Origin of the sequence: Candidatus Tisiphia endosymbiont of Nemotelus nigrinus (assembly GCF_964026475.1) — a bacterium.
Taxonomy (GTDB): Bacteria; Pseudomonadota; Alphaproteobacteria; order Rickettsiales; family Rickettsiaceae; genus Tisiphia.
The window spans coordinates 806605-831976 of the sequence record NZ_OZ032151.1; the positions used below are offsets into that span (position 1 = coordinate 806605).

Genomic DNA, 25372 nt, shown 5'->3' on the forward strand with positions numbered 1-25372 from the left:
TGTAAACACAAGAGTGTTAAGCTTCACAGTTCAGCTCTCAACGATTAGTGACAGCAATGCTTATCTTGTTCAAGGACTAGGTAAATCCTGATTTGTTTTAGATAAATCAATATCAGCAAGCAGAGTTACATTTATATCATCCATATTTATACTAGTGCTAATAGCACTGGTAGTCAATAACTCATTAGCAAGTAAGGACGTATTGATGAATGGAACATGATCAAGATCAGATACAGCAGCAGCTAATTTTTCTACTTCTTTTATCCAATATAAAGTATTATCAATATCTGGATTAGGTTTGTCATTGCATAGACTTCTCTGAATTTCTAAGCTTTCTTTTAGATGTTTACTTGCTTCCTCGTTGTGTCCTATGACACGCAGAGCGTTAGCTAAATTATTTAATGATATAGCAATATCTGAATGAATTAGATTTTTATTGTATAGTGTTCGTTTCATTTCTAGGCTTTGCGTGTGGTATTCAATTGCTATCTCATATTTTTTGTCATCATAATAAAGATTACCTAAGTTATTTAAAGTCTTAGCAATATCTAGATGAGATGAGTTGTTGTATACAACACGTTGCATGCTTAAACTCTTATCAAAGTATTCAATAGCCTTAGGATAATTTTTTTTGAGTTTATAAATTATACCTAAAGCATTAAAAGATGCTGCAATATCTAGATGACGTTCCTCATGATATATACAGTTCCGCATATTCAGGCTTATAGTGTGATACTCTATAGCCTTATCATACTCTCTACAAGCTTGAAACAGTTCTCCTAAACCATAGAAACTCATAGCAATGTGAGGATGAAACTTATCATTGTAGAGACTTTTCCTAATTTCTAGACTTTTTTCGAGGTATTGAATCGCATTACCTTTATACCCTTGAACTAAATTAACCATACCCAAATTATAGTAAGTCATTGCAATATTTGAATTAGATTTATTGTATATACTATTCAAGCTATCTTTGAGGTATTCCACCGCCTTATCATATTGTCCATTAGCTGCATATACTATACCTAAGTTAAGTAAAGATAAGGGAGTATTCAGTTTATCTATAGTTCTACAATGTTCGAACTGTTTTATAGCTTTTGGTACATCCCCAAAACTGTTATAGATAATTCCTAAAATATGATTTATTTGAAAATTATTTTGATTTTCTGTTTGTGCGACCCGAAAGTTTTATTTTTCGATAGGGAAATAGGACTAGTCGTGGTTATTGTGATGGTTAAATTCCATCTCCCCTATCATCGGGGTAAAAGTATATTCCACATTTCAAAGATTTGGCAATCTTTGTGATGCAAGCATGGAATAAAAGGGAGTAACTTTAAACTCAATAGAGAATTCTCCCAAACATAGTTGAATATGGTTACGCAAGAAACCTGTGTCTGAACTGTCGTAAGGTCGGAACATGCGAAAAGAGTTGATACGCATGAACCAAAAGGTACGAGACGTAATGGGTGATGAGGAGTGAATAGACCTCAATCAGATGTTCCCAGTCTCCGGCGGAAAGCAGGAACCTAAGTTCAACGTGAAACGATAATCATGGAACGGGGTAACCACTACGGATACTCTCAAAATTAATGAGTAAGTAGCCAACTATATGTTCTGTAGTGGAAGGATTGCCTCAGAAGCTAATGCCTATAGTAATGTTTAGGATATGCCGACGGAGACACGGTAATTTAGAAGATAAAGTTGTGAATAGTAGTGTACAAGTTATGAACCAATCATCGATTAGGTATAAATGGAATGATATCTCTTGGCACAAGCTTGAGAGAAATACATTTAAGCTACAAAAACGAATTTATCAAGCTTCTCAAGACGGTGATATTAAACGTATGCGTCGTCTACAAAAGTTATTGCTAAACTCAAATAGTGCAAAATTTTTATCTGTCAGAAAGGTAACTCAAGACAACCGGGGTAAGAAGACGGCTGGTATTGATGGAGTGAAAAGTCTTAATCAAAGTCAAAGGCTTTATTTAGCTGAAGGGATAAACTTGCGTAAGAAGGCTAAGCCCGTAAGGCGTATAATGATTCCTAAATCTAGAAGTTCTGAAATGCGTCCTTTGGGAATACCTACCATAGAAGACAGAGCAAAACAAGCATTAGTCAAAATGGTTATAGAACCTGAATGAGAGGATAAATTTGAGCCAAACAGTTATGGTTTTAGACCAGGAAGATCTTGTCATGATGTTTATGGAGCTATATTTGGAGCATTAAAGCGAAAAATGGCATATGTATTAGATGCTGATATTTCTGGGTGCTTTGATAATATTGACCACAAAGCATTATTAGAGAAACTCAATACCATACCTATGATAAGACGTAATATCAGAGGCTGGTTAAAAGCTGGTATAATGGAAAATAATACATTTTATAAAAGTGATAAAGGAACTCCGCAAGGAGGGGTAATTTCACCGTTGCTTGCAAATGTAGCCTTGCATGGTTTGGAATACGAAACCAAGCAGGCATTATCTAAAGACCTCTTTCAGTATATGAAAGGAAAACGTGGTAAAGCTTCTGTTATGCTATCTCAAGCAGCTATGAGTATTATTCGTTATGCAGATGATTTTGTAATTATACATGAGAGTAAAGAGATTATTCTCAAAGCAAAATCATTTGTAGAAAAATGGTTGAGTAATATAGGGTTAGAGCTTAAAGAGTCAAAGACTCACATATCCCATACTTTCAAAACTATCGAGGGAATAACACCAGGCTTTGATTTTCTGGGCTATACGATAAGGCAATTTACAGTTAATTGTAACAAACAAGGTTATAAATTACTTATTAAACCAAGTCATAAATCACAAAAAAATCACAGACGAGTAATTCGAGAAAAATTGAGAGCAATGAGAGGAGAAACTCAAGCAACAGTTATTAGTTGTTTGAATCCAATTATTAAGGGATGGTGTCGCTACTATATACCTGCAGTATCACGAAAAGTTTTTGAACGACAAAGCCATCTTACATATTGCAAACTATGGAAGTGGGCATTATGGAAACATCCGCACAAAGGAAAAGGTTGGGTTAGAAAGAAATATTTTCGAAAGCATGGTAATGATAAGTGGCGGTTTATGACTCACAAGAACGAGATTTTAGTTCGACATAGCGATTTCCATATAAAACGACATGTGAAAGTTATAGGTACAAAATCTCCATATGATGGAAATTTTGTATACTGGGCAACACGCTTGGGTCGTTCTCTAAATGTGCCACAAAGGGTAGCACAACTTTTGAAAATACAACATGGCAAATGTGAACAATGTCAATTCTGCTTTAAGGATACTGATCATATGGAAGTACACCATAAAGATCAAAATAGACATCACAATAATATTGACAATTTAGTGCTATTACACGGCTATTGTCATGATCATGTTCATAAAATGAGAAGTATGTATGACAAACACTGAATTACTGAGGAGCCGTATGATGGGAAACTATCAAGTACGGTTTTGGAGTCAAGTAGGAAGGGGTGACCTTTCCTACTTAGGTAACTATTTAAGGCTTGTTCTAAATTGTTTTGAGCTTCCGTATATTGTGCTAATCTATAATGAATAAGACCTTTATTAATAGAATTATCTACATAAAATTCAGTGTCCTGAAAAAACTTTTTTTGCTGGCATTATCTGATTTACAAAATTCTTCTAATTTCTCATATAAATGTAATGCAGTATAAAAATATTGAAACAACCCACCTTGTTCTCCTAAATCCCCTTCAGATAAATGGAATATCTGTTTAGCTTGTTCTTTAAGTTCAGATTCAGTTTCAGCGGGTATGACAAATATCGACATATCCTCCTTCTGTGTTTTATAGTGAGAATAAGTCTTTAATCTGAGGGTAGTGGCAAAAGTTATAGCATTTTTTAGATTAAGTGCTGCTTCTCGGCTGATTATTTCTTGCTCTGCTAATTTATCTACTGTATTCCAAGCACTATTTCCTTCAATACCATAATACAGACCAAGATTATATACCATACGATCAGGTAACCGGTATATCTCCTGCTTAACGTCAAATAATCTGCCTCCAGCCTCAGATAAGTTAGGTTTTAATTTGTCTAGATCACCTTTAAACAAAATTTCTTTAGGTTTTAGATCAGATAATGGCTGAAGATAGCTAATTTCCACCGCTCCTTCTTCTAGTAGCTTAACGGCTCTTATCTCACAGTTTAATCTGCCTTGTGAGTCATCTTTGTTTTTATCGTGCAGAAACTCTGTAACTTTACCTTTATAAGTTTCCACAAGTTTCTCATCTCCATACACATAACAAACATTTTCTAGTATATATGGTAGGTTCTTATCTATATTACTAGCTTTATCTCCCTCATTACGCACATAATGGAGCATCCAATCTACAGTTTTTATTAACTCATATGGTTTGTCACCTCCTATTCTTCCAAGTGGTGTTTTTCCTCCTAGATCAAAGTTAACCGCTACGTGTACTAGATGACTCATATCTAAACCATATTTACTGGTAGGAATAATGCTCTCCCCTAGATTGATCATCTTAAAATTTACTAAGTGGCTTAGATTCTTAAAATACTCCCTTACCTTTGGATATGAACTGTGTTTATAATCTTCATTCTCGGTAAGAATAGCAAACTCCAAGTCTGAATATGGCGTCATTTGCTTTAATGCCATAGAACCAAGTCCTACTAATGCGTATTTACATGGTGCTGCTATAGGCATTTGTTGTTCGCTATCATTATACAATTTAGCCAAAAATTTTTTCATTTCAGTAGCTGTATATTCAAACAATTCTCTTGCAGTGTTTATATATAACTCCTGATATTTTTGTTTCTCTTCTTGACTACCAATCTTTGCCTGTTGGCGGTAATCTTCTACTTCTTGTATCTTTTGATCAGTTTTATCTCTTAGTTCTAATAATAGCTGTTTATTTCTAGCTGCTTCCTCTTGAACAACCAGCATTTTTTCTTGATCTCCACCAACTGACAAGAATATCAGCTGCTGTAGGTTGCTTAATTCCTGATATGGATCTATTAAATGTTGTTTTTTAAATTCACTTTTATCCTCTGTACTTATTAATTTCTCGTCTAGCTTTTCATTCAGTATAGTAATGACATGTTGGTAAAATACTGCAGCCTCGGTATAATATTTCACCTCCCCACTTAACTTGCCTAGCTCGGTGGTTAAATAACCAAGATCATTTAAGATTATTACTTCCAACAAACTGCTATATAACATATTGATTTTCAGTATTTTCTGCTGTTAAAATAAATCCTAATTCTTTTGCACGTTTTTCAAGAGACTGTACTAATTTGTTCTTGTATTTTTGTTCATAATTGCTCATACCTTGCTCAACATATACTTGTCCAAATTTCAACAACCTATAAAATAAGCAAGCTATTTTCCTAGCAGTTGCTGTGATAGCTTTTGGAGTTCCTTTACTGATTTTTATTCTACGCATAAATGATCCAATAGCGGTTTTGGTTTTACCTGCTGCGGCAGCTGCAATTCTGAAAGCAGTGGAAGCTCTGTTGATTACTTTTCGAGTCCTAGTACTAAAGACTTTCTCTCCTGTTATTTTATTAGCAGGGCTTAAACCCAACCATGAAGCAAAGTGATTTTCTGACTTCCATTGCGACATATCTGTACCGACTTCAGATATAATTGTTTGGATAGTTAGTACATTAAGTCCTGGTATTGTACTAAAGTCAAGACCTGTCATGTTATAGAGTTCCTGCTTAAGATTAAATTTAGGCCTGTTGCTACCGGTTCTTTTTGAGTCATCTTTTATTACTTCATTCCCTTTGGGTTCAAAATCTTTATAATGCCCTTCTATTTCAATATCAATCTCTTCAATTTTTTTTAGATAACCCATGTATAATTCAAACTCCTGCTTCAACACAAAGATATGTTCCTTGCGATAATCACCTTGAAGTGACTTAATTATAGTTTCTTCACTACTTTTGATTCGGTAATCTCTAAATTTTGCCAATTTTACTGGATCACGTTCACCACCTATAATCGCTCTGATGATTGCCATACCTGTTGTGCCTGTGATGTCGGTAATTACATTACGTAGTTGCACATTCATCTCTGTTAAAGCTTTTTGTATACGAAATACATGCGTTGTAGAGTTTTTGATCAGACGCTCTCTTTGACGTATATAACTTCTTAGTACACAAACACTATCTTCAGGTCTGAATGATGACTGTAATAAACCACAACTATGTAATTTTTGTAGCCATTGGGCGTCTTGTACATCACTTTTGCGTCCAGGGACATTTTTAACATGTTTAGCATTGACCAGATATACTTTAAAACCTCTTTGTTCGAGTATTTGGTATACTGGTATCCAATATACGCTGGTTGATTCCATGGCAATAGTTTTAATACCACATTTTTTTAGCCAATCAGCAATCTTATGCAAGTCATCAGTAAAACTCCCGAATCTTCTTACATATTCTTTGTCCCGATCTTGTGGAACACAAACATAATGTGATTTTGATCCTATATCAATTCCAGCAGCATCAGGATTGATAATTTGTAATGTATTGGTATTATTATCGTTGTTCATAATAAATCCTCCTTATAGTATAGTTGCACATTAATCTTAACATGAACCTGCTACAAGTCAGAGGGATTTAAAAAATTATACTCTTCCAAACGAGGTATCAATGTCTGATCCATCAATGTACAAAACACCATCCTCCAAAGTCACGCTCCTAATCGGTTACAGAAAACACCATTGAACTTATCGACCATAACTCTTGTACAGATCCGATTCTAATTTTAAGGTATTGCGTCAGTTTATTCCATTATAAACTCTTAACAAACTAATTCCAATGACTGCTCTATTTTAACCACACTAAACCCTAGTCAGGTTGCCTGTTTTTGCAGATTTTTTACCATTGTTTCTTGGTATTGTTTTTCGTACGTTTCAATTCCCTGTTCGACGTAGTCTTGACCATATTTTAATAATCGATAAAACATACATGCCAACTTCCTTGCTGTTGCTGTAATAGCTTTTGGTGTACCAGCTCTACTTTTTATCCTTCTGTAAAATCCTGCTAGTGCTGATTTACCTCTACCTAGATTAAGAGCTGCCATCCTGAAAGCCATACTTGCTTTATTTTCTACCTTTTTTGTTCTAGTATCAAATACTTTACCACCGGTAATTTTATTAGCAGGACTTAAGCCAAGCCAAGATGTAAAATGTTTCTCTGTACTCCATTTGTCCACATCTAACCCCACTTCCGATACTATCGTTTGTACACTTAGCTCACTTAACCCTGGAATTGCAGTAAAATCTACTCCTGCTGCATTATATAGTGATTGTTGTAAATCAAACTTTGGAGCATTTTTACTTTTGCGTTGTTTATTACTATTGCTTAAATCACCACCACCACGTTTATCGAACTTTTTGTAGCATGTTTCTATTGCTTCATCACACTCACTGATTTGTTTTAGGTAAAATTCATAAATATCTAATTCTTGCTTTAATACTATAAGATGCTCTTTGCGGTAATCTCCTTCTAGTGCTTTGACTATAGTCTTTTCATCACTTTTTATACGATAGTCTCTAAATTCAGCTAATTTATTTGCATCCCTCTCACCAACTATAATTGCTTTTATTATGTTCATTCCTGTCACACCTGTTATATCACTAATCACATGATGTAATTGGATATTCATTTCATTCAGTGCTTTCTGCATACGGTTTACATGGGTTGCAGCATTCTTTGTTAATCTGTCTCTTTGTCTAGTAAGAGTTCTTAATTCACATATTTGATCTTGTGGACGAAATGAACCACTTAATAATCCATAGCTATGAAGTTGTTGTAACCACTGGCAATCAGCTACATCCGTTTTACGTCTAGGTACGTTTTTCACATGCCCTAGCATTCACCAATATAACTTCAAAGCCAGTAGTCTCTAAAATCTGAAATACTGGCAACCAATATATCCCTATTGATTCCATAGCTATCGTCTTAATTCCACATTTTTTCAACCAATCTGCCATTTCTCTTAAATCACTGGTAAAAGCAGCAAATTTTCGTACATTCTTTTCATCCCTATCAGCTGGTACGCAAACGTAATGTTCTCTAGAACCAACATCAATACCCGCTGCATCAGGATTGATTACAGATAATTTTTGCTTATTATTTTTACTTGTCATAAAAACTCCTCATTTAATTAGACCGAGCTAATATAAAGTTGGAGTATTGAATGAAAAAATTAATCTCTTAAACGAGGTCTCTTACGTATCATAAACACATAATGCCATCAATGATATTACCAACAACTCCAAAACCATGATTCAAAACGGGCTACTTCCGCTGCACCATTGAGATAGCCGGTCATAGCTCTCTAACCAACTCGGCTAACTTAAACTTTAACACAGAATAATCGCAAACACTATACCTTGAAGCTTATGGCTCACCACCAAAGTTTGTTTATGTTTTTACATAATGCTTAGCATTTTGTTTGGTGCTTCAAAGTCTCTGATTCAACTTGATATAAATAATTAGCTATAAGTTGCATCTTATCGCCATAATATGCTAATTTAAATGCGTCCTTCTTATCAGTTTTACACAAATTCACCGATTTACTAAATGAATTAAAACTATAGGTATTGACCTTATGTATCTGTTGCTTATTATTATACAATTCTTGGCAAATCTCTGCTTCATAACCTCCAGTAGGCTCACATACTATTATCTTAATTTCTTGCTCTTTTATTAATTTTATCAGTTCTTCATGCCCTAACTTATCATTGGAAAAACGATTATATATCGGTTTATTGTTAGACTCATATAAACATATATCTAACCATTTTTTACTTACATCTAGACCTATTATTTTACTCATGATATAATCTCCTTCATCTTATTGTGCAAGGCTGCTGCTTCCAGCACCTTCTGCAATTTGTTCAAAGCAAACTTTGTAAGAGGGTACTTATTCTGTGCACGATTATTTCAATCAAGAACCTATCAAGTCACCCTCTTACAATTACTTATATCATAATTTAAAGATATAAGAACCTAGATACCAGCCTTTCAATCTTTGGTCTTATTTTTATAGTCGTCTTGTATTCCTGTTCATCAAGGTATCTATTTAGTACGTGGCAACCCCTTACAGGATAAGGGTTTCAAGAAGAATAATTTTACCACATAATAAAAATTCTTAACGTTAGGATATGGGATTGCAGACAAGTGTTTAATTTAGCTCTTTGACAGCGAAATCTGCGTATATCAAGAGGTTAAAAGCATGCCGTTCACCTGAACAGATACTCATCAAGACGTACCCCCCATTTTTAGCTGGACTCCATTTATTGAACCTAAAATTATTTATGCCTTCATGCAAGCAACCTGTGTAAATGATCATCCTACATTCTGTTCTAAACACCAAACCGTAGGCTAGAGCTTGCAGACTTAATAAATTCTACAAATAGTGGATGAGGGGCAAATATTCTAGATTTTAACTCTGGATGGAACTGCACTCCTATAAAATATGGATGTTTTAACAATTCAACAATTTCAACCATATCATTATCAGATGCATAACCACTAAATATCATATCAGTATTTTGAAATTGTTTTTTAAACATCATATTAAAAGTATATCTATGTCTATACCTCTCTGTAATATTTGTTTTTTTATAAATTTTATAAGCAAGTGTATCATTTATAATAGAACACGGATAACTTCCTAATCTCATTGTTCCACCTACTTGTTGACTGTTTTCTCTATTTTCTATTAAACTACCTCTAATCCATTCTTTCATATTACATATTATATTAGTCCCTTTAATATTAAACTCAGAAGAAGTAGCATCTTTTATATTTAATACATGTCTTGCATATTCAATTAATGCTAATTGCATGCCTAAACAAATCCCTACAAAAGGTATTTTATTTTCCCTAACATACTTAATTGCTAGGATCTTACCTTCCGTATCACGTACTCCAAAACCACCAAGAACTAAAACTCCTGCACTGTCCGCAAGTTTTTCCGTAATGTTTTCTTCTGTTATTTCACCTGCATCAACCCACTTAATTATTACCTTATACCTATTAGCAACTCCCGCATGCATTAATGATTCAGTTACCGACTTATAAGCATCTTTAGTTTTCATATATTTTCCGACAATCGCAATGGTAATGTGTGTTTTTAAATTCGAAATTTGTCTAACAATATTATTCCATTTTTTTGTATTAGCTAAAATTGTAGGGGCTACTCCAAAATGCTTTAATATCTGTACACATAAATTATCACCTCTATATGCAGTAAGAGCTTTATAAATATTTTTTTGGTCTAATGCCTGAATTACTCTTTCTTGACTTATATTACAATGAAGAGCTACTTTTTGTTTTATGTCAATAGGAAGAGGTTTTTCTGACCTTAAAAGTAGTATATCTGGTTGAATACCTGCTCCTCTTAATTCTTTGACAGAATGTTGAGTTGGTTTGGTTTTAAGTTCTTTTGCTACTCTTAAATATGGTACTAAAGTTATGTGAATAAAAGCTGTATTCTCTTTACCTAGGTCATAACGAATCTGACGGATAGCTTCTAAGAAAGGTTGGGCTTCAATATCTCCTACTGTACCCCCAATTTCACAAATAATAAAATCTTCCTTATTAAGATTAGAAGTAATAAATTCCTTTATTAGGTTAGTAACATTAGGTATGACCTGTACTGTTTTGCCAAGGTAGACACCTTGGCGTTCCCCTAATAATAAATCAGAGTATATTTTACCAGCTGTAACATGATCACGTTTTGTAGTATTAACAGCAGTAAAACGCTCATAATGACCTAGGTCTAAATCAGTTTCTGCTCCATCTTCAGTTACAAAAACCTCTCCATGTTCATTAGGTTGCATAGTACCGGAATCAATATTAAAGTAGGGATCAAGTTTTCTTAAACGCACCCTATATCCATATTCCTGTAACAAGACACCAATAATCCCACTAGCAACACCTTTACCTAATGAAGAAACTACTCCTCCTGTTATAAAAATAAATTTTACTAAGTTATGCATTAAATAATTACTGACCTAAGCTAAAGTTATACTTGACCATTGAAAAGACAAGTACGATTATTGGTTCTTCAAGTTATAATTTACGCTACTATAGGAATAGTATATTGTTGCATTATTAAAGTTATAATAATTTTAAATAAGAAAAAGAGGAAATGGTTGCTCTTAGTATCTTTAATATATAAAATCATTGTAATAACTAATATCGGATTTAGTCTCTACTTGCTTTATTACCCAATAGATAAGGTCGTATGAGATGAATGGCTTATGTATAGTTTGAAGCTAGAGGAGAAATTCCTCTAGCTTCAAACTATACATATTATGATGCCTTATAAAGTATCTACCATACTACCACTTGCCCCATCATCTCCCATAGTAGTAACTGCTTTTGATGGTTCATGGCAGACAATTAATAGAGCTTGATCTACTATTTCTGATATCTTAGATTTGTAAGATTCATCTGTTAATTCTTGATATTTAGTACGTAATAATTTATTAAGGTCACTATGTATAGCATTTCCATCTTCTCTTACGCATCTATATTTTTGTGCTTCTATTATAGCGTTTGCTAAAACTCTACACTCATTTAGCTTTAATTTCTGATTATTACTAAACTTTTCATGATCAATAGCATTAATAAGCGTAGATAACCTATCAAATTTATTTTCAGCAATATACTTTATAATTAATGACTTTTCTGCTTCATAAAATGCGATTTTTGACTGAGCGTTTGTGTTGGAATTATCATTAATTAGATTTTCTTCTACCCATTGAGTAATAGGCTCAGGGTTATTAAGAATGCTATGAATAAAAAATCTCGAATGATTTTCCTCTAAAACCATTTGTAAGTTACTTTTAGGCATACAATGTTCTCCTGTAATTTGTTGATATGAAATATATTATACCTTTTAATTTAATAACTATTGATGCAATTACGTTACAAGCTTAGGTTAATTCATAATTATCTATCATAGGTTCAGATGCACCAGTTATATTAATAGACTCATTATATTTTACATACTCACTATTAATTTGTTCTTTCCACTGGTTATCCAAAGTTATTGTTTTCCCATGACAATCTTTAGTGTTTTTATAATCATTTTGTACTAATTTTAGAAATGCATTGAATATTTCTTTCATCCCTTCTTGACTATCATTTATTGTACATCCTGTTTTTAACCCTTTAAAAGGTATTAGTGAAATTATTATATGAGTAATAACTTTTTTTGTAGTATGTCTTTTATAGTGTTATTATCCATGTTTGAACGAAATATTGCATTATCATTGTAACCTTTTCTAGAATTATATTGTAATTCTCTATACAGTTTTCCTTCTTGTATTGAATATTTTGCTGTTGTTGTTCCACTGGCGGAAGGATATACTGCAATAGTATTATGAGCTTCACCTTTTTGTCTAGGTGCCAATACTTTTGTTTCTAACGGTTTAAAATCAAACACTGAGTATAGATGCTTTGCAACATGAAATTGAAAAATATTATGTAAATTATTATCAAAATCAATTTTTGTATTATATTGGGAATTAGTAGGGCTTACACCTCCTATTTTAACATTAAAATTATATTTAGTATTATATTGATCTTGATATTTATGCATTTCTTCTGTTATGTGGTGAATATTTAGTTTCCTAGATATTAAGGAATTTATAATATCTAATGCTTTCACTGCTCTTTTAACTATTGATCCCTCATTGTTTACAATTCTAATACGCTCATCATATTGTAGGACGGGATATTTAGTAATTTCAGTGTGAGACTTTATAGTATATTCCTGCTGTTCTAATTTTAATGTTGCTGCTTTTTTTGCATCATCTTTATTTTTATATACACGTATCTCTTCCAATAAAGAATTACCTTCGTCAGGGAAAGCAGCATACTTATCCTGATTAAATAAAGTTAATATTATTCTTGCAATTCCTTCACAAGTCATTGTTATAGTATTAAGGTCATTTGCATCCAGTATTACTTCAGTGAGGTATCTTATACCATAAGTGATATATTTGCTAAATTTAGAACTAAAATCTGTCTTAGCTTTATCTTTTTCGTTTTGAGAAAAATCATTACAATTTATAAATTGTGTTATAAGGGCATCGTCATATATTAAGTAATATTCTCTACTAGTAGTAGATAGTTTAAATATTTATTGTTCTTCAATTTGCAATGTGGAGTTAGCAACTAGTTTAGAATGTTGCTCAGTAGTTAAACATATTCCGTCTTTAGTGCTGATTATAGGCTTAATAGCTTCTAGTATATTTTCCATATAAGCCATGTAGTCACTTTGCTCTTTCTTTGCTACAACCATTTCCTTAATAGCTTTTTCTATGAAAGCATATGGAGTCACATGTCGCATTTGTTTTGTTGAACTTCCTAGTAGTTTAGGACGTCCTACTATTAAGATTTGATTATCGTTTATATCTTCATTAATTATGATATCTACTAACGCATCTTGACTCATATCTATTTTAAAGAGATGTTCTAAAAACTTATAAATATAAGATTTATGTTTTTTTGTAACAAGTAAAGGATTTATAGGTGTGGAGTGAAATACTTCAGCACTGCTACTACTAGGTAAGTTGGTTGATGAACTAGAAGATTGAGTGGAGATAATGCTTTGCTGACTTATAATATTACTAGATTCTTTTTTGCTTTTTCTATCCATAATTTTGTGTTTGTGTTAAATATAATTCCATATAAAGGTTCACGACGGGTATGTTAACATGTTTTATTTTGGAAAGCAACAAATTTTATAATTTAATTTAAATTAATTAACTATTTATGATTAGTTATGCTTTATGAGTATATGGCTGGATACTCTTAAATTAATAATACTTGGGGTATCAGTAATATTTCTGTTATTATTATAAATAGTTAGAGGTTGTCCGCAAACTAAAATTAAGGTATGATGAAGTGAACAAAGTATTATTAGTAAGAAGTATAAAAGAATGAGCAGAAAAAATTATCCAACAGATTTAACAGATGAAGAATGGTTAAGGATAGAGGGGTTGTTTCAAGTATCGTATGTAAAGGGAGGTAGACCTTTAAAACATAGCAAAAGAGAGATTTTGAATGCATTTTTATGTATTACGTACTGGGTGTCAGTGGAGATATATGCCGCATGACTTTCCAATTTGGAAGACAGTATATACTGCTCGTAAATGAAGGGTTGCAAAGATAGGAGAGATATTGTAGAGTTTAGGACATTATGAGTAAGAATGTATTGACAGAAGAACAAAGAGAAAAGTTGAAGGAACGTCATAAGACAGAACGAGACGGACGCATACGTGATCGTATTAAGGCAGTTTTGATGTATGACGATGGGTATAGTAATGTAGAGATTGCTAAGGTACTACTCTTGAGCCACGAATCGATAAGAAAACATATTGTTGATTATCAAAAAGCCAATAAGCTTGATACCAACAATGGAGGTAGCACAAGCAAATTAAGTGATGGTGAGAGGGAAGAATTAGCGAGTCACCTAGAAGCAAATAATTATGTTTATGCTAAAGATATCATGCATCACATTTAGAACAAATATGGGGTAACATATACGATAACGGGAGTAACAAAATTACTATACAAATTGGGTTTTGTTTACAAGAAGCCGAAAATAGTACCGGCTAAGCTGGATTTTGACAAGCAAGAATTATTTAAGTTAAACTACAGTTTACTAAAAGGGAATCTCAGAGATAAGGAAGCCATATATTTTATGGATGGTGTTCATCCTCAGTATCAAGCAAGGGCAAGGTGCGGTTGGATAAGAAAGAAGCAAGATAAGACCTTACCAACATTCAGTGGCTGGAGAAGAAAGCACATGATTGGTGCTATTAATCTAGCTGATTTACAGTTAGTAAGGACAGAGAACCCCAAAATAAATGGGGAGCAGATAGTTAATTTTCTACAGAGATTGGAAGAGGAGAATAGTGACAAGGAAAGAATATATTTAATCTGTGACAATGCTAGTTACCACAAATCCAAGAAAGTTAAAGAATACCTAGTAAATAGTAAAATAGAGCTAGTATTTTTGCCACCATATAGTCCAAATCTTAACCCAATTGAGAGATTATGGAAGTTTATGCATAGTATTACAACTAATAATAAATTTTATCATAATTTTGAACAATTTTCGGAAGCAATAAACAAATTTTTCAGCAACATCGCCGATTATAAAGATAGGTTACGTACCTTAATAAACGATAATTTCCAAACTATTACCGTTAACCATTTCTGCAACTCTTCAGGTTAATTGAGTATATGAACAATTTAGAAGATGGAAGAAGCAAGGTGTATTTGAACGTATGAACCATGAACTTATCAAGGATGTTAGACGAAAATTAGGTAGAAATGAATATCCTAGTGCTTGCATAATAGATAGTCAGTCTGTCAAGACAACAGAAAAAGGGGAGCTAAAGGTTATGATGGAGCTAAGAAAATTAAGGGCAGAAAGAGGCATATTATTACCGATACACAAGGCTTGGTGTTAGGTTGTTATGTCGGTTCTGCGAATGAGAATGATCGATACGGAGCTACAGTGCTACTCAGTAACATGCAAAAAGAGTACACTACTATTAAACAAATGTGGGCTGATATGGGGTATCAGTCTAAAGATTTAAAGGGTCTCATTAAGGAAAAGTATAACATAGATTTAGAAATTGTTAAACGACCAGTGTGCAGATTTTGGATACCAAAAAGTACACCACTAGAACTATTGCCAACAAGGGAAGTTGGGTTTAAAGTACAGCCAAGGCGATGGGTTGTTGAGAGAATCTTTGCTTGGATAAATAGAAATAGAAGGCTCTCCAAGGAATATGATTTTCTTACTGATTCTAGTGAAAATATAATTTTTTTGGCTATGAGTCGATTACTTCTTCGTAGGATTACTTCTATTACTTAGTTTGCGGACAAGCTCTAAATATACTAGTTTAATTGAAAAAATGGCTGATAATAGAACAAAAATACTTTTTTATTTAACTTACTCTGATGCTTATTTTGCCAATGGAGATTACAATAAAGCTAAACAGCAGGCAGAAGAACTGAATCTAGAGAAGGAATTAGATAATATTTAATATTTACAACAAAGAAAAAACTATTAAAGCCTTATTACAAAAAAGTTAACTAAATTTTACTATAACTATTTATTCCCTAACTATAACAATAATTTTACCCACTGTCTCCGTTTTGCCGCAGACTTATCGAATTTTATAAAAAAACACCTAGTACTAAAACTTCTCTAGACTCTGTTAGTGATGAGGGTAATATATTAGTAATGACTCACGTGGTGTGGTGTCAATCACCGAGGTTAGAAGCAAAGAATCGGAAAATTTTTAAATCTAACCTCAGTGTCCATTTTTATAGATAAAAAATAGGGAGTAATTACAATGGAGACCGATATTAAAGATCAACAACAGTGTGCCACGAAGTGCAAATAAACTAGCTGTTGAAAGAACAGCCCTAGAAGTGTCGACCTAACATACTAAGTATCGAGTCTTGAGTGGATTATAGTAATATAATCGGCTAAGCGTAGACAGAGATGTTATAGGCTGTAAGCCGGAAAGGGTTGAAGTGATTGAGCCTCGGTAAATTTTTTTTTCGAGATCGCAGACTGTTTTGTTGTACAGGAAAGCAATATCACAAATATCATAAATAGGCAGATAAATGTGAGGTCTCCGGGGTCTGAGAACATAACAGAAAATACAAGCTGCTCTATTACTTAAGCGACATGGATATAAACCATTACCGTCAAGGAGGATATATGTGTCTAAGAAGCAACAAGGAAAATTTAGACCAATTTCGATCCCAACTATGAGAGATAAAGCAATGCAAGCCCTGTGGCACATAGCTTTACTACCAATAGCAGAAGAAAGAGCTGACTTAAATTCCTACGGCTTCAGACCGAAAAGATCCACGAAAGATGCAAGTGAACAATGCTTTACTGTACTATCTAGAAAGCGATCTGCTGAATGGATTTTTGAGGGAGACATACATGCCTGCTTCGATAAAATCTCACATCAATGGCTACTAGAAAATATTCCTATGGATAAACAAATCCTTAGGAAATTTCTAAAAGCTGGATTTATGGAAAAGCAAAGGTTATATCCCACAGAGCTTGGAACTGGTCAAGGAAGTATTATTTCGCCAACTTTAGCATTGATGGCATTATCTGGAATCGAACAGAAAATCAGAAGCAGCAATATAAGAATGAGAGCCAAAGAAAAGATCAACTTTATCTCTTATGCGGATGATTTTGTTATTACAGGAAGTTCACCTGAAGTGCTGAAAGAAAAGGTAATACCAATTGTAACAGAATTCCTAGCAGAAAGAGGATTAGAGCTATCGCAAGAGAAATCTAAAATAACCCACATCGACGAAGGCTTTAATTTTTTAGGTTTTAATGTACGTAAGTATAAAGGGAAACTATTAATAAAACCTGCAAAGGAAAATATTAAAGAATTTCTAAAGGACATTAGGAGTAAAATTAAAGATAATTATTCAGCAAAGACAGAAGATTTGATAAACCTATTAAACCCTAAAATAAGGGGATGGGCTAATTATTTTCGTAATGCTGTGTCGTCTAGGGCTTTTTCATATGTGGATTACATGGTTTATACAATACTTAAGTCTTGGATATTACGAAGACACCCTAATAAAAGTAAATCTTGGACTACTAAGAAATACTACATTAGACGTGGGCTAAATAATTGGAATTTTCATGCTATAGTTAAAGATAAGAAAGGAAATAAAATTCCTCTCTACCTATACAAAGCAAGTGAAACTTCTATAAGACGGCACATTAAAATCAGGAGTGAAGTAAGTCCATTTAATCCTAAGTTTAAAGATTACTTTAAATACAGAGATAAGACGGACAATATTAGGTTCTGTGAAGTTTTCTAACGAAGCCATATAAAAGCTCCAACAAATTGCAAAAAAGACAAGAAAGCAGTAGCAGTTTTATCAAATCTCGAAAAAATTCGTCTAAAATGTTTAATTTTACCAAAAAAACATTCGATCGAATGACGTTCTTTATAGATATGTTTATCGTACTCCCTTTGCTGTTTTCGGTTCTTTTTTGATGGAATAACAGCTATACAATTTTGCTCTTCAAGCTGCTCAATAAAAGCATTGCTATCATATGCCTTATCGGCAAGGAGCATAGTATTTTTAATATCTTTAACCAATGAGTTGGCTTGTGTAATGTCATGTCTTTGACCTGCAGTTAAAATAAACTTTAAAGGATTACCAAGAGCGTCAACTAAGGCATGGATTTTAGTAGTAAAACCTCCTTTACTACGCCCTAAAGCTTCTTGATCTTGGCTATCTTTTTTATAACCTGCTGAGCATGCATGGGCACGAACTATAGTAGCGTCAATCATTGTTGATTCCATGTCAGGATTAGCTTGTACTTGCTCAAACAAATCGGTCCATATTCCTTTATTAGACCAAGTTTTAAACCTCATATGCACTGCTCGCCATGAACCATAAACACTCGGTAACAACCGCCATTGGCATCCTGAACGTGTTATGTACCATATTGCTTCAATAAATCGTCTAAGCTTATCCTCATTTCTTGTTTTTATATCTTTTCTTTTTCTTAATATTTCAATAATTTGTTGCCATTCTCTGATTTTTATATGATAATTCATTCCGGTAGTGTTTTTGATTGTCTAAAATAGAAAATACACTACCTCTCCTTCTTTTTAATTTATTTTTTTACAAAACTTCACAGAACCTAGACTAACAGTGGATAATCTTAGTCCTGAGTTGAGTATAAGACTGCTGGGTGGCAATGCTGCCTTACCTAGAACTTGAGCCGTGTGCAATAAAAGTTGCAAGCACGGTTACAACAATGTTGCACACTGATATTATTTTTATACTCAGGCAATTTGTTTACTTTATACACAACATTGATTTCTTCACTTCCAATTTCGATTCTTTTCACCACACATCTAATCATATTTCGTTTACCATGCCAATCCAATTTGTCAAGATTCTCATCAATTCCGACTGTAAAATTCTCTAAATTAGTAACAATCAACCCTATTTCTTTTGTTAAAGTTTCTTTCTCAACTAATTTATTTTGCTGCTCTTGAGTTCTCTTTAGACTTTGTCTCATAGTTTGGATTCTTGGCTCAAACTCATCTTTAATAATATATTGTTGTGCATAACTGTCAATCAACAATGAAATACCTTTTTCTAATTTTATTTTTCGTTTTTCAAGAGAAGCATATGCTTCATCTATAGGAGACTTTTCCAGTTCTACCAAACGTCGTTGATATTCTTCAAAAATACGCTTGGGATTTTTTAGCATTTTTTTTACTTCTTCCCACACAACCAATTCTATTGCAGTAGAACCCACTTGTTTATTATTGCACATTTTTGTGCCACCAAAGCAAGCAGAATCTGTGCCAGTACAACGATAATATAAATAAACAGTCTCATTTTTTGCATAACGTTTTGTAGATTTCCCACCACAATAAGCCCGCCCACAATACTTGCATACTAACAAACCTTGCAGTAAATAGGTTTCACCTTTTTTATGAATTCTTGCTCTTTTTCTATTTTCTTCTATTTGCTCTTGTACAGCATCAAACAATTGTTCATCTATAATGGTAGGTACAGAAATATAAATCCAATCTTCTTTATCCACAGAATACCTAGATGAATTGTTTTTTGGCTGCTCGCTCGAATCTCTTCGTGGTCTTATGTAGGATAATCTTACTCCAGTTTTTCTTCTTCCAAATGCAGCTTGCCCTTTATAGGTAGGATTTTTTAGCATGTACCAAACCGTACTTCTATCCCACCACATTTTGCCTTTCTTGGTCAAAATCTTATCCTTATTTAACAGGCGTATCACTTCTCCAATGGTTAGGCGATCTTTTCCAACCTAGTTGAACATTTTTCTTATAATTTCTGCTTCATCATCAATAACCTCAAAAGAGGCTTCTCCCTGACCTGTATGTTTGTCAATATAACGATAACCATAGGGTGCAACCGAAAGTACATTGACAGAACCTCTTTTTGCTGCATGAATTTTTCCCCGGCGATGTCGCTCCATAATTTTTGAACGTTCATATTCAGCAATCATTCCCTGCATTTGTAATAATAACTGTGACTCTGGATTTTCATTCAATTTTTGAAAATTTAAGAAAACAACGTCCGCACCATACCTCTCAAATTCTTCTATTAAAATCATTTGGTATGCATATTTTCTCGATAATCGATCAGGTGAGTGAATGTAAATTTTGTCTATTATACCTGCTGCAACTTGATCACGTAGTTTTTCTAATGCGGGGCGAACAAGGTTTGAGCCACTATAACCATTATCAATAAATTGATGCTCGTCTAATAGAGGTAAACTATCAGCAATTATTCTCGATTTTAAAGCTTCTACTTGACTTGCTACTGTATTTTCTTGAGCTTGTTTCTCCGAAGATACCCTTGCATATAATGCTGCTGTTATCATTTTAAATTTTCTCGAAAAATGGTTAAACAAGGTTTCAATTCAATATTCATTTCAGATTCTTTATTTTTCACTTTATACTTTTTTCTAGTTGTTTAGTCCCAGGGTGTAATGTTGTATATTATAAAGAATTACCATCAAGAGAGGAATTATGGGACAAATATTACACGGCTGTGCCAAAACGACAGAGGCAATACGTTTCGCAATCCAAAATAGTCAAGAGAGCTTAAAGACTTTAGCAAGAAAATATTCTATTAATCCTAAAACAGTTGCTAAGTGGAAGAAACGAACTACATTACAAGATACTTGTATGGGTCCCAAAGAACCATCTTCTACAGTATTAACTTCTGAAGAAGAAGCTATGTGTATAGCATTTCGTAAACACACTTTATTATCTTTAGATGATTGCTTATATGCTTTACAAGTTAGTATTCCCAAGCTTACTAGATCTTCTTTACATAGACTTCTTCAACGCCATAATGTTAGTAGGTTACCGGAAGTAAAAGGAAATAACAAAACCAAGAAGAAGTTTAAACTTTATCCAATTGGTTATTTCCATATAGATATTGCTGAAGTCAAAACAGAAGAAGGTAAACTCTATCTATTTGTTGCTATTGATCGCACTTCAAAGTTTGTGTATGTAGAACTTTTACCAAGATGTACCAAGACAGAAACAGCACAATTTCTTCGTAATTTAATTAAAGCTATACCTTATAAAATTCATACTATTTTGACAGATAATGGTATTCAATTTACTAACAGAACAGTAGATAAGCATGCTTGGATGCATATTTTTGATCGTATTTGCTATGAATACAATATTGAACACAGGCTAACAAAAGTTAATCATCCATGGACTAATGGACAGGTAGAACGTATGAATCGTACTATTAAAGAAGCAACTGTTAAACGTTTTTATTATGACAATCATCAGCAACTTAAACAACATTTATATGATTTTATCAATGCCTACAATTTCGCAAAAAGACTTAAAGCTCTTAAAGGTTTAACTCCTTATGAATTTATCATAAAAACATGGACATCTGATCCAAATAAATTTATTATTAACCCTAACCTCCACTCCCTGGGACTAAACACCTAGAGAGTTTGCAATATTATTGTAACTGTAGACACGGTTCTTAGAGGACTGACTCTCAGTAATGGGAGTTGGTTACTTGGCTACTTTGGACGAAATGAACCTTGCACATAATGATATTAACGATCAAGGAGCAGACATACTAGCCAAATTTTTAGCAAATAATAGGACTCTCAAGCGAATACATCTCGATAATAATCATATTGGTCCTAATGGTGGTTTTAAACTTTGTAAAGCTTTAGAACTTAATAGGACTCTAACCGAAATAACGCTTAATGGCACTTTGTTGTATCATAATGAGGCAGAGGAGCTTGTAAAAAGTTTAAAGAATAAAAAGATTGTCAGCAAAATAATGTTAAGTTTTTATGACCACGAAAAATATGATATGAATTCTAATTATCATAAACTATTAGAGTTATTAACCGAGACTTATAACTACATAGAATAAATATAAACTAGATATAGATTCCACTACTTTTTCAGTTAGTCTTGTATTGTTATTTTCCTGAAGACTAACTGAAATCTAAATTTATTGGTTTTATTACCGATCTTACTTACCTTAGCAAATTTCAGATAAAAAACTACCCACCAAAAGTAGTCTTTTACTAGTTCAATCTGCCTTTCAAGCAGTTTTATATTATTATAAAATCATTAAGTATTTCCAGTATATTTGTAATTTATACCTTTTCAAATTTTGTTTAGATTTATACCGTTCTTTTTTTACACCTAACTCATATTTTCTACCTATAGCTATGTATGGACCTACCCAACAATGCAAGAAAAAAATAATATATAACAGCAAAAAAATCGAATGCAGGCATGTATCCGGCTTATAGACAATAAATCAAGCAATTTATCCTATAGCCCTGATGGAATTCGCTGGCTTACAAACTTATACTTATTATTTTATCGACTTATAAATAGCCCTTAGCTAAATCAGTTTTTTTGTAAGCTAAGGTTCGTCTTATTTACCATCAATATTATCATTCTTCGCAATAATGTCATTTCATCAATTATTTGGAGTAGTTTTTTAACTACAAACTTTACTCTCGGTATAATCATCACCTGAACTGAGTAATGCAAATACCACCCTTGCTAGCTTATTAGCTACCGCGACAACTGTTTTATTATGACCGTTTCTCTCAGATAAATTAAACATCCACTCAGTAAACTTGCTATAATCTTTTTTAGATTTTTGTTCTTCCGTGGTAAATCTTATCTTGCTATTCAGAATGGATCTTGCCCCTTGAATTAACAAAGTACGTAAATAGATATCACCTCTTTTACTAATACCAAGCAACTTATTTTTGCCACCACTAGAGTGTTGCCTTGGCACTAATCCCAGCCATGCTGATAATTGCCTACCATTTTCAAAACAACTAGCATTACCTATTGAGGCTATTAAGGCTGTGGCAGTTATTAAACCTATACCTGGTATCATCATTAGTTGTTGGTGATTACTATACTGGCTAGCTATGATTTTTAATCGTTGTTCTAGCTCTTTTATTTTTTTATCATTTTCTACAAATTCTTCTTTTAAATCACTAAATGTTTGGTAGCTTAGCTGACTTAAATCCCCTTCGTCTAAAATCTCAGTTAATTTTGTTATAATCTTATTGATTCCTTGCGGAATAGTAAAGCCAAATTCATATAATAGCCCTCTAATCTCATTAGCAAGTGCAGTACGATTTTTTACCAATCTCTGCCTTACCCTATGAATAAATAAAATATCTTGTTGCTCTACAGTTTTAATGGGTACAAACCTCATACTAGGTCTTGCTACTGCCTCACATATTCCTTCTGCATCAGCTTGATCATTTTTATTGGTTTTAACATAAGGCTTAACAAACTGTGGTGCCATTAGTTTTACATTATGACCTAATTTTATTAATTCTCTTGCCCAATAGCTAGCTCCACCGCAAGCTTCCATGCCTACTAGACATTTTGGTACGTTAGCCATAAAAGTTAAAACCTGTTCTCTCATTAATTTTTTCTTTAATATTGTCTTGCCATTTTTATCTACACCGTGAATTTGAAAAATTCTTTTTGCAATATCTATATACCAATTGTGGTAACTTCCATATGGACCTCCTTATTGTTGTTTAGGATTCATTTCCTATCCTAGAAGATTAGCATACGCTTCTCATTCTGTATATAGGGTAGGTCCATACCATTATTTTAGATAAACCATTTTCTTTTTTACCTTTCTTTTCTTCACTCACCTATCTTACCTAAATTACCCCCCTCTTAAGGAGCATTTTGCTGCCTATATCAACCTTACCACACAAAATAAGCTGATTTATTTACGCACAAGGTTTTAGCACTTACAGCTGGAATTCCGGTAGGCGCACTTGGGCAAACTAGGTAAACCTAGTTTGCCTGCGCTCAAAGATTCGGTTCTTGTCATTGCTATTACCCAAAACTTACGGCTTAGATAGTATGGCAATATATCACTGTAGCAAATCAGAAGTACAAAGAAGCAAAGGACACAATGCAGTTGCAGCAAGTAGCTACATTTCAAGAAGTAAATTGCAACTTATTACCACTGAGAGTAGCACGGGAAGAAAACAAACTACTAGCTATAATTTGACCAGTAGAAAAGGACTCGCTCATAGCATAATTCTAGCTCCAGATGATGCTCCTAGTTGGGTATATGATAGACAAGAATTATGGAACAGAGCAGAAAGTAGCGAAACAAGAAAAAATGCTGAAACAGCTAGAAAGCTGATCATAGCTTTACCGAAAGAATTAACCTTACAGCAGAATATTGAGCTTACCGAACAATTTGCTTTGGAGTGTCTAGTTAGCCATGGCATGGTAGCAGACGTAAACATTCATTATGACAATGAAGATAATCCACATGCCCATATTCAGATGACTACCAGAAAGCTAATACGTTCACTAGAAAACGACCAAGTAATTTTTGGTGAAAAAGGACGTGATTGGGGAAGGAAAAAGTTTTTATATTATTACCGAGAAAATGTAGCTCATTTTATCAACTTGTATTTAGAAAAATACGGTCATTTAGATCGAGTATCACATTTATCACATAAGGCACGGGGCATTGATTTAATCCCAACTATCCATGAAGGAGCATCACATTATATAAAAGACTCAAAATTAAGGTTGATAAACGAACAAATACTAAAAAAAAATGCTGCCAAGATTAGAGCAAATCTAGAATTAGTATTTGATAAATTATCGATTAATAAGCCAGTTTTTACTAGGGAAGAAATTGCTACAGCATTATCTGATGCGTTAACTATATACCTTGAGTCAGGGCAAGCAGATAAACAAGAATTTCAGAAACGTTTAAGAGAGGTAGGTAAACAATTAGTAGCAGAAAAGTTAGTAACAGAAAATGTAACGGAAAGTCCTAACCAAGATTTAACTGTTTTAGCAGATGGTAGTAGTAAGCAAGATAGTGAAGTATCTAACAATAGTACTATAGAAGATAGTAATACTACTGGCAGTATTACTATTGATCATAGTAGTCATAATAGTACAGGACTATCAAATGTCGAGCTATTAAATCAAGCATATTCTACAGAATTTATGCGTCTCTATAGTAATTTATTGGCATCTGATAAGATTGGTTTAATAAATCCTAGTGATTTAAGAGGTCGTACTTTGTATGCATTAACCAAAAGGGTAAAGTTAGAGCAGAGATTTATTGGTACAGTAGAAGAATTACAACACAGTCAGAACCATAATTTGTCTATTGATGACAGGACAATAGATTCTATGATAGACAGATACTTAAAACTATATATGAAGAGCTAGTAGAAGGCAAAGGAG

The 25372-nt window shown here is 33.3% G+C and carries 21 protein-coding genes and 5 pseudogenes; 12 read left to right on the forward strand and 14 right to left on the reverse strand.

Features of this window, described 5'->3' with window-relative positions; genetic code table 11:
- Window positions 1-69 precede the first annotated feature (69 nt).
- Window positions 70-1146: a tetratricopeptide repeat protein gene (locus tag AAGD39_RS03775; protein ID WP_410520865.1), complete on the reverse strand. Its 1077-nt coding sequence runs from the start codon at window positions 1144-1146 to the stop codon at window positions 70-72.
- A 509-nt stretch (window positions 1147-1655) separates the two neighbouring features.
- Between AAGD39_RS03775 and AAGD39_RS03780 the strand changes: the two genes are divergently transcribed.
- From AAGD39_RS03780 to AAGD39_RS03790, 3 genes and pseudogenes are all read left to right on the forward strand, one after another.
- Entirely contained in the window at window positions 1656-2141 is a 486-nt protein-coding gene (locus AAGD39_RS03780) for a reverse transcriptase N-terminal domain-containing protein (RefSeq protein WP_341756094.1), read from the forward strand.
- A 66-nt stretch (window positions 2142-2207) separates the two neighbouring features.
- A pseudogene (locus AAGD39_RS03785) lies at window positions 2208-2687 on the forward strand (reverse transcriptase/maturase family protein); the annotation flags it as partial.
- Between the two features lie 168 nt (window positions 2688-2855).
- Window positions 2856-3419 (forward strand): group II intron maturase-specific domain-containing protein, encoded by a 564-nt coding sequence (locus AAGD39_RS03790; RefSeq protein WP_341757224.1) that lies wholly within the window; start codon window positions 2856-2858, stop codon window positions 3417-3419.
- Window positions 3420-3588: 169 nt separating this feature from the next.
- Here the strand turns inward: AAGD39_RS03790 and AAGD39_RS03795 are convergent, their stop codons facing one another.
- The 9 genes and pseudogenes from AAGD39_RS03795 to AAGD39_RS03835 form a co-directional block, all read right to left on the reverse strand.
- On the reverse strand, window positions 3589-5211 hold the full coding sequence (locus AAGD39_RS03795; protein WP_341756095.1) for a hypothetical protein: 1623 nt from the start codon (window positions 5209-5211) through the stop codon (window positions 3589-3591).
- Window positions 5201-6547: an IS110 family transposase gene (locus tag AAGD39_RS03800; RefSeq protein WP_341756096.1), complete on the reverse strand. Its 1347-nt coding sequence runs from the start codon at window positions 6545-6547 to the stop codon at window positions 5201-5203. The genes AAGD39_RS03795 and AAGD39_RS03800 overlap by 11 nt, the downstream gene beginning before the upstream one ends.
- Before the next feature lie 302 nt (window positions 6548-6849).
- Window positions 6850-8149 (reverse strand): annotated as a pseudogene (locus AAGD39_RS03805) (IS110 family transposase).
- Window positions 8150-8445: 296 nt separating this feature from the next.
- The gene (locus AAGD39_RS03810) at window positions 8446-8841 is read right to left on the reverse strand and encodes an IS110 family transposase (RefSeq protein ID WP_341756097.1); all 396 of its coding nucleotides are present in this window, start codon (window positions 8839-8841) and stop codon (window positions 8446-8448) included.
- A gap of 529 nt (window positions 8842-9370) precedes the next feature.
- A complete protein-coding gene (locus AAGD39_RS03815; RefSeq protein WP_341756098.1) occupies window positions 9371-11011 on the reverse strand; it encodes a CTP synthase in 1641 nt (546 codons plus the stop codon).
- A gap of 326 nt (window positions 11012-11337) precedes the next feature.
- The gene (locus AAGD39_RS03820) at window positions 11338-11871 is read right to left on the reverse strand and encodes a hypothetical protein (protein WP_341756099.1); all 534 of its coding nucleotides are present in this window, start codon (window positions 11869-11871) and stop codon (window positions 11338-11340) included.
- Between the two features lie 82 nt (window positions 11872-11953).
- A complete protein-coding gene (locus AAGD39_RS03825; RefSeq protein ID WP_341756100.1) occupies window positions 11954-12148 on the reverse strand; it encodes a hypothetical protein in 195 nt (64 codons plus the stop codon).
- 65 nt (window positions 12149-12213) lie between these two features.
- A complete protein-coding gene (locus tag AAGD39_RS03830; RefSeq protein ID WP_341756101.1) occupies window positions 12214-12954 on the reverse strand; it encodes a hypothetical protein in 741 nt (246 codons plus the stop codon).
- Between the two features lie 210 nt (window positions 12955-13164).
- Complete coding sequence (locus AAGD39_RS03835; protein WP_341756102.1) at window positions 13165-13683, reverse strand: hypothetical protein; 519 nt, start codon at window positions 13681-13683, stop codon at window positions 13165-13167.
- A gap of 283 nt (window positions 13684-13966) precedes the next feature.
- Here AAGD39_RS03835 and AAGD39_RS03840 point away from each other — a divergent pair.
- From AAGD39_RS03840 to AAGD39_RS03865, 6 genes and pseudogenes are all read left to right on the forward strand, one after another.
- Window positions 13967-14168, forward strand: a pseudogene (locus tag AAGD39_RS03840) (transposase); the annotation flags it as partial.
- A 58-nt stretch (window positions 14169-14226) separates the two neighbouring features.
- On the forward strand, window positions 14227-14550 hold the full coding sequence (locus AAGD39_RS03845) for a helix-turn-helix domain-containing protein (protein WP_341756103.1): 324 nt from the start codon (window positions 14227-14229) through the stop codon (window positions 14548-14550).
- Window positions 14551-14604: 54 nt separating this feature from the next.
- Window positions 14605-15267, forward strand: coding sequence for an IS630 family transposase (locus AAGD39_RS03850; RefSeq protein ID WP_341756104.1), 663 nt, complete (start codon window positions 14605-14607; stop codon window positions 15265-15267).
- A gap of 4 nt (window positions 15268-15271) precedes the next feature.
- A pseudogene (locus AAGD39_RS03855) lies at window positions 15272-15915 on the forward strand (IS5 family transposase); the annotation flags it as partial.
- A gap of 40 nt (window positions 15916-15955) precedes the next feature.
- A complete protein-coding gene (locus AAGD39_RS03860; RefSeq protein WP_341756105.1) occupies window positions 15956-16087 on the forward strand; it encodes a hypothetical protein in 132 nt (43 codons plus the stop codon).
- 688 nt (window positions 16088-16775) lie between these two features.
- Window positions 16776-17912 (forward strand): reverse transcriptase domain-containing protein, encoded by a 1137-nt coding sequence (locus tag AAGD39_RS03865; protein ID WP_341756106.1) that lies wholly within the window; start codon window positions 16776-16778, stop codon window positions 17910-17912.
- Here AAGD39_RS03865 and AAGD39_RS03870 read toward each other — a convergent pair.
- The 3 genes from AAGD39_RS03870 to AAGD39_RS03880 form a co-directional block, all read right to left on the reverse strand.
- Window positions 17909-18661 (reverse strand): IS5 family transposase, encoded by a 753-nt coding sequence (locus tag AAGD39_RS03870; protein ID WP_341756107.1) that lies wholly within the window; start codon window positions 18659-18661, stop codon window positions 17909-17911. The two genes, AAGD39_RS03865 and AAGD39_RS03870, sit on opposite strands and share 4 nt — an antisense overlap.
- Before the next feature lie 155 nt (window positions 18662-18816).
- Window positions 18817-19872 (reverse strand): recombinase family protein, encoded by a 1056-nt coding sequence (locus AAGD39_RS03875; RefSeq protein ID WP_341756108.1) that lies wholly within the window; start codon window positions 19870-19872, stop codon window positions 18817-18819.
- A gap of 30 nt (window positions 19873-19902) precedes the next feature.
- The gene (locus AAGD39_RS03880; RefSeq protein ID WP_341756109.1) at window positions 19903-20481 is read right to left on the reverse strand and encodes a recombinase family protein; all 579 of its coding nucleotides are present in this window, start codon (window positions 20479-20481) and stop codon (window positions 19903-19905) included.
- 148 nt (window positions 20482-20629) lie between these two features.
- Here AAGD39_RS03880 and AAGD39_RS03885 point away from each other — a divergent pair, with 148 nt between their 5' ends.
- A complete protein-coding gene (locus AAGD39_RS03885; protein WP_341756043.1) occupies window positions 20630-21580 on the forward strand; it encodes an IS481 family transposase in 951 nt (316 codons plus the stop codon).
- Window positions 21581-21638: 58 nt separating this feature from the next.
- Window positions 21639-22022: a hypothetical protein gene (locus tag AAGD39_RS03890; RefSeq protein WP_341756110.1), complete on the forward strand. Its 384-nt coding sequence runs from the start codon at window positions 21639-21641 to the stop codon at window positions 22020-22022.
- Between the two features lie 582 nt (window positions 22023-22604).
- Here AAGD39_RS03890 and AAGD39_RS03895 read toward each other — a convergent pair.
- Window positions 22605-23656, reverse strand: a pseudogene (locus tag AAGD39_RS03895) (IS110 family transposase).
- Between the two features lie 318 nt (window positions 23657-23974).
- On the opposite strand from AAGD39_RS03895, the gene AAGD39_RS03900 reads away from it, so the two are divergent.
- A complete protein-coding gene (locus AAGD39_RS03900) occupies window positions 23975-25357 on the forward strand; it encodes a MobA/MobL family protein (RefSeq protein WP_341756111.1) in 1383 nt (460 codons plus the stop codon).
- Window positions 25358-25372: the final 15 nt, after the last annotated feature.

Excerpts from the sequence above, each read along its gene's own strand:
- AAGD39_RS03780 (WP_341756094.1), top strand. The coding sequence starts at position 1,656 with ATGTTTAGGATATGCCGACGGAGACACGGTAATTTAGAAGATAAAGTT.
- AAGD39_RS03790 (WP_341757224.1), top strand. The coding sequence starts at position 2,856 with ATGAGAGGAGAAACTCAAGCAACAGTTATTAGTTGTTTGAATCCAATT.
- AAGD39_RS03795 (WP_341756095.1), bottom strand. The coding sequence starts at position 5,211 with ATGTTATATAGCAGTTTGTTGGAAGTAATAATCTTAAATGATCTTGGT.
- AAGD39_RS03800 (WP_341756096.1), bottom strand. The coding sequence starts at position 6,547 with ATGAACAACGATAATAATACCAATACATTACAAATTATCAATCCTGAT.
- AAGD39_RS03810 (WP_341756097.1), bottom strand. The coding sequence starts at position 8,841 with ATGAGTAAAATAATAGGTCTAGATGTAAGTAAAAAATGGTTAGATATA.
- AAGD39_RS03815 (WP_341756098.1), bottom strand. The coding sequence starts at position 11,011 with ATGCATAACTTAGTAAAATTTATTTTTATAACAGGAGGAGTAGTTTCT.
- AAGD39_RS03820 (WP_341756099.1), bottom strand. The coding sequence starts at position 11,871 with ATGCCTAAAAGTAACTTACAAATGGTTTTAGAGGAAAATCATTCGAGA.
- AAGD39_RS03825 (WP_341756100.1), bottom strand. The coding sequence starts at position 12,148 with ATGAAAGAAATATTCAATGCATTTCTAAAATTAGTACAAAATGATTAT.
- AAGD39_RS03830 (WP_341756101.1), bottom strand. The coding sequence starts at position 12,954 with ATGACTTGTGAAGGAATTGCAAGAATAATATTAACTTTATTTAATCAG.
- AAGD39_RS03835 (WP_341756102.1), bottom strand. The coding sequence starts at position 13,683 with ATGGATAGAAAAAGCAAAAAAGAATCTAGTAATATTATAAGTCAGCAA.
- AAGD39_RS03845 (WP_341756103.1), top strand. The coding sequence starts at position 14,227 with ATGAGTAAGAATGTATTGACAGAAGAACAAAGAGAAAAGTTGAAGGAA.
- AAGD39_RS03860 (WP_341756105.1), top strand. The coding sequence starts at position 15,956 with ATGGCTGATAATAGAACAAAAATACTTTTTTATTTAACTTACTCTGAT.
- AAGD39_RS03870 (WP_341756107.1), bottom strand. The coding sequence starts at position 18,661 with ATGAATTATCATATAAAAATCAGAGAATGGCAACAAATTATTGAAATA.
- AAGD39_RS03880 (WP_341756109.1), bottom strand. The coding sequence starts at position 20,481 with ATGATAACAGCAGCATTATATGCAAGGGTATCTTCGGAGAAACAAGCT.
- AAGD39_RS03885 (WP_341756043.1), top strand. The coding sequence starts at position 20,630 with ATGGGACAAATATTACACGGCTGTGCCAAAACGACAGAGGCAATACGT.
- AAGD39_RS03890 (WP_341756110.1), top strand. The coding sequence starts at position 21,639 with ATGGGAGTTGGTTACTTGGCTACTTTGGACGAAATGAACCTTGCACAT.